2 protein-coding genes are annotated in these 5,176 nt (G+C 74.7%); both read left to right on the top strand.

Going from position 1 to position 5,176, the window contains the following annotated elements; all coding sequences use genetic code 11:
* Positions 1-76 precede the first annotated feature (76 nt).
* Complete coding sequence (locus ACFU5G_RS29045; protein ID WP_377252458.1) at positions 77-2,806, top strand: MMPL family transporter; 2,730 nt, start codon at positions 77-79, stop codon at positions 2,804-2,806.
* Positions 2,807-2,810: 4 nt separating this feature from the next.
* Positions 2,811-5,030: a YhgE/Pip family protein gene (locus tag ACFU5G_RS29040; RefSeq protein WP_377252456.1), complete on the top strand. Its 2,220-nt coding sequence runs from the start codon at positions 2,811-2,813 to the stop codon at positions 5,028-5,030.
* Positions 5,031-5,176: the final 146 nt, after the last annotated feature.

Below are 5,176 nucleotides of genomic sequence, written 5' to 3'. Positions count from 1 at the left end.
CCCGCGTTCGACATGTCGGCAGCGCCGCCCGCTGTCAGCATGGAACTGCGCTGTCTCGGTACGCAGGAGGTGCGTGGTGTCGTCATTCCTGTATCGGCTCGGCCACGGGGTGGCCCGCCACCGCGGGCTGGTCGTCGTCGCGTGGCTGCTGATCCTGCTCGCGTGCGGCGGCGCGAGCGGCGCGCTGAACAAGGGCACCGACGACACCTTCACGGTCCCGGGTTCCGAGTCGCAGGACGCCATGGACCACCTGGACCATGTCTTCCCCCAGGTCAGCGGCACCTCCGCGCAGCTCGTCCTGCTCGTCCCGGACGGGCAGCAGGTGGACACGGGGCCCATCCACGAGGCCGTGTCCGACGCCGTCGACCGGATCGGGGACGTGCCGCAGGTCGAGCGCGCCTCCGACCCGTTCGACCCGGACGTCAACGACGCCGTCTCGTCCGACGGCCGGGCCGCGAACATCGGGGTGCAGCTCACCGTGGACTCGACCCAGGTCGACGACAGCACGCTGACCGACCTGAGCGGCATCGCCGACGACCTCGCCGCCGCCGTCGGGGACGGCGCGCGCGTCTACACGGGTGGGGACGCCTTCGCGAACCGCATCCCGGGGCTCAGCGCCACCGAGATGATCGGCCTGGTCATCGCGCTCGTCGTGCTGCTGCTCATGTTCCGCTCGCTGGTCGCCGCGGTCATGCCGCTGATCACGGCGGTGCTCGGCGTGGGCGTGTCCGTGGCGCTGGTCTACCTCGGCACCCTCTTCGTGCCCGTCTCCTCGACCGCCCCCATGCTCGCCGTGATGATCGGCCTGGCCGTGGGCATCGACTACGCACTCTTCCTGCTGTCCCGGCACCGCGACCAGCTCGCCGAGGGGCTGCCCGTCGCGGAGTCGATCGCGCGCGCCACCGCGACCGCGGGCTCCGCGGTGCTCTTCGCCGGGCTCACGGTGCTCATCGCGCTGCTCGGCCTCGCGGTCGCGCGCATCCCGTTCCTGACGACGATGGGCGTCGCGGCGGCGCTCGGCGTCGGCATCGCGGTGTGCGTCGCCGTCACGCTCGTGCCGGCGCTCCTGGCCTTCGCGGGGACCCGGATGGTGCCGCGCGGCGCCCGGAAGGCCGCCCGGAAGCAGAAGCAGGAACGCCGCCGGTTCCGCACGCCACGGGTCGCCCGGCCGTGGGTCCGGTTCGTCACGCGCAAGCCCCTGATCACGATCGCCGTCGTCGTCGTGGGGCTGGGCGCGCTCGCCGTGCCCGCCGCGAACCTGCGCCTCGCGCTGCCCGACAACGGCAGCCAGCCGGCCGGCACCGACGTGCGCGAGACCTACGACGTCGTGGCCGAGCACTTCGGCGTCGGCTACAACGGCCCGCTGCTCGTCACGGCCGACGTCATCCAGTCCACCGACCCGTCCAAGCTGGTCGACGACCTCGCGGACGAGATCCGCGACATCCCCGGCGTCGCGGCGGTGCCGCTCGCCACGCCCAACGAGAAGGGCGACACGGGCATCATCCAGGTGGTCCCCACCACGGCGCCCGACGACGCCCGCACCGACGCGCTGGTCGAACGCATCCGGGCCCAGGAGCCGCACTGGCTCGACGAGCACGACGCCCAGACGGCGGTCACCGGCCTGACCGCCGTCGGCATCGACGTCTCGGCCCGGCTCGGCGCCGCCCTGCTGCCGTTCGGCATCCTCGTCGCCGGGCTGTCCCTGGTGCTGCTCGCCATGGTCTTTCGCTCGCTCTGGGTGCCGGTCAAGGCGACCGTCGGCTACCTGCTGTCCATCGGGGCGGCCTTCGGCCTCACCTCGCTCGTCTTCCAGGAGGGGCACGGCGCCGCCCTGCTCGACGTCGCCCACGTGGGCAGCGTCGTCAGCTTCCTGCCGATCATCCTGATGGGCGTGCTGTTCGGCCTCGCGATGGACTACGAGGTCTTCCTCGTCTCGCGCATCCGGGAGCACTACGCCCACCACGGTGGTGCGCACGAGGCGATCGAGGAGGGCTTCGTGTCCGCGTCCCGCGTGGTCGTCGCGGCGGCCCTCATCATGTTCGGCGTCTTCGCGGCGTTCGTGCCGGACGGCAGCTCCACCATCAAGCCCATCGCGTTCGCCCTGGCCGTGGGCGTGTTCATCGACGCGTTCATCGTCCGGATGACGTTCGTGCCCGCCGTGCTCGCGCTGCTCGGCGACCGCGCCTGGGGCCTGCCGCCGGCGCTGGACCGCCGGCTGCCCGTGTTCGACGCCGAGGGCGACGCGCTGCTGCACGAGCTGCGCCTGGCCGACTGGCCCGCCCCGGGCGGCGACGAGGTGATCAGCGCCCGCTCGCTGAGCCTCGACGACGACCGCGGCCACCCCGTCTACCGCGACGTCGAGCTGCACGTGCCCCGCGGCGAGGTGCTGGTGCTCCACGGGTCGGGCGCCGTCGGCAAGTCGGCCCTGCTGCTCTCGATCGCCGGGCGCGTGACCCGGCACCGCGGCGACCTCAAGGTGCTGGGGCAGATGCTGCCGCAGCACGTGCACGCCCTGCGGCCCCGGGTCGCCGTCGTCGGCGGGCGCGACGACCGGGACCCCGCCGGCCGGGTCACCGAGGCCCTGGCCCGGGACATCGAGCTGATCCTGGTCGACGACGCCGACCTGGTGCTCCGGTCCGAGGCGAGAACCCGGCTGCGTGACCAGATCGGTTTCCGCGTCACCGCGGGCGGCGCTCCCGCCACGTTCGTCCTGACGTGCCAGGACCCCGGCCGGGTGGCCGACCTGCTCCCGCCGGCCGCCACCCAGCTCTACGCCATGAACCGCCGACCCGCAGAGGTCCTGTGATCACATGTCGTTCCCCGCCTCCGCCCGAGCCCTGACGACCCGGCCGCTGACCTGGCGCACCTGGACCGCGCTGGTCGCCGTGCCGCTGCTCGTCATGGGCCTGCTCACCTGGGCGTTCTGGTCCCCGGGCAGCGATCACGGGACCGCCCAGGCCGCCGTCGTGAACAACGACGACCCGGTCGACGTCGACGGCCAGCAGGTGCCGCTCGGCCGCACGCTCGCCGGGAACCTGACCCACGACGAGGACTCCGCGTACACCTGGGTGCTCACCGACGACGCCGACGCCCGCTCCGGGCTCGACTCCGGGACCTACGCAGCCGTCGTCACCATCCCGCAGGACTTCTCCGCCCAGGGCATGTCGGCCGCGACCGCCGACGACCCGATGGACGCCGTCCGGGCGAACCTCGACGTGCAGACCAGCACGGCCGCGGGCGTGGCGGACCCGTACCTGTCCGACGGCGTCGCCGGCGACACGCAGGACGCCCTGAACCAGACCGTCGTCGAGTCCTACCTCGGCAACATCTACGCCAGCTTCACCTCCCTGCACCAGCAGCTCGGCGACGCCTCGGACAGCGCGGGGCAGCTCGCCGACGGCGCCGCCCAGCTCAGCGACGGCGCCGACGAGCTCTCCGGCGGCGTCGACCAGGTGGCGCAGGGCGCGGACGAGCTGTCCGGGGGAGCGGGGGCGCTCGCCGCCGGGACCGGCGAGCTCGCGGCCGGGTCCGCGGGGCTCGCCGCGGGGACGTCCGCGCTGGGCGGTGCCACCGGCTCGCTGGCTACGGGCGCCGGGCAGGTCGCCCAGGGCACGGCCGCGCTGTCGTCGGCCCTGGACACCGCCGCGGCGCGCGCGGCCCGGCTCCCCGCCGCGGCCCAGGAGCTGGCCGACGGCGCCGGCCGGGTCGCCGACGGCAACGAGCGGCTGGCGGACCGGGTGGTCCCCGTGTCGAACCGCGCGATCGACGGGCTGGACCGGCTGCCGGACGCCGAGGACGTCGCCGCCGAGGTGCGCCGCCTCGCCGAGCGGTGCGGCACGGGCGTGGTGGCCGACCGGGACTTCTGCCAGGCCCTGGGACGCGCCGCCGACCGGGCGGACTCCGCGGTCGAGCGGCTCGACGAGGGCAAGGACCGGGTGCGGACCGACATCGCGTCCGCGCGCGACGCGGTGCAGTCCCTACGCACCGGCTCGCGGCAGGTCGCCCGGGGTGCCGCGAACCTGGCCGACCGGACGGGCGAGCTGTCCGCCGGCATCTCCTCGGCGGCGAGCTCGGCCGACGACCTGAACGCGGGCGCGCAGGGCGTCGCGTCCGGCGCCCAGCAGGTCGACGCCGCGGCCGGGCAGGTCGCGTCGGGGGCGGCCGACCTGGACGCCGGGGTGGCGCAGACGAGCGCGGCGGCGCAGCAGCTCGCCACGGGCGCGAGCGGGCTGGCCACGGGCGCCGACGAGCTCGTGCCGGGCGCCGAGCAGGTCGCCGACGGCGCGCACCAGGTGGACGACGGCACGCAGCAGCTCGCCTCCGGGCTGTCCGACGCCGTCGAGCAGGTGCCCACCTACACCGACGACGAGCAGGACCACCTGTCGGAGGTCGCGGCGGACCCGACGACGTCGACCACCACCTCCACGCCGTTCGGCGTGCTCTCGGTCGCGCTGTTCTCCGCGCTGGCCCTGTGGGCGCTCGCGCTGGTGACCTACCTGGCGACGCGTCCGCTGCCCGCCGGCATCCTGACGTCGCGCGAGCCGACGTGGAAGCTGACACTGCGCGCGGCCGTGCCGGGTGCCGTCGCGGCGGCGAGCGCGGCCGTCGTCATCTCGGCGGTCGCGATCCCGGTGCTGGGGCTGCACCTGTCCGCCGCGGCGGGCTTCCTGGGGGTGGCGCTGCTCGCGGCGGTCACGTTCGTGGCGCTGAACCAGGCGCTGGCGGCGATCTTCGGTCCGGGCGGGCGGCTGGCGTCGCTCGCGATCGCGGTGCTGACGGTGGCGACGGGCGTGGTCTCGACGCTGCCGGGGCCGCTGTACGCGATCGGCGACGTGCTGCCGACGCACGGGGCGATCATCGCGCTGCGCGCCGTGTCGGCCGGAGGCGCGAGCCTCGGTGCCGGGATCGCGGCGCTGGTGGCGTGGCTCGTCGTCGGGCTGCTGGCCACGATCCTGGTGACCGACCGGCGTCGGTACGTGTCCCCGCGCCGGCTCCGGCTGGACGCCCCGGAGCCGCGGCCGGCCGCGTAAGGGGACCCGGGCGCCGTCGGCCGGCCGGTGCGCTCAGCCGGTACCCGGACATCACCTTCGAGGCCTAATTTTATCCGCTTTGAGCCGGCACAAAGCGGAGAAACTTAGGCCTCGAAGTGCACCCGGAGAAGCCGTCTCGCGTATTC

The sequence above is a fragment of the Promicromonospora sp. NPDC057488 genome, from assembly GCF_042802395.1.
Taxonomy (GTDB): Bacteria; Actinomycetota; Actinomycetes; order Actinomycetales; family Cellulomonadaceae; genus Promicromonospora.
Note: the sequence above shows the minus strand (reverse complement) of the source record. Positions and strands in the feature narration are given on the sequence as shown.

What these genes read in the sequence shown, in the direction of transcription:
- ACFU5G_RS29040 (WP_377252456.1), top strand. Translation starts at nt 2,811, where the DNA reads ATGTCGTTCCCCGCCTCCGCCCGAGCCCTGACGACCCGGCCGCTGACC.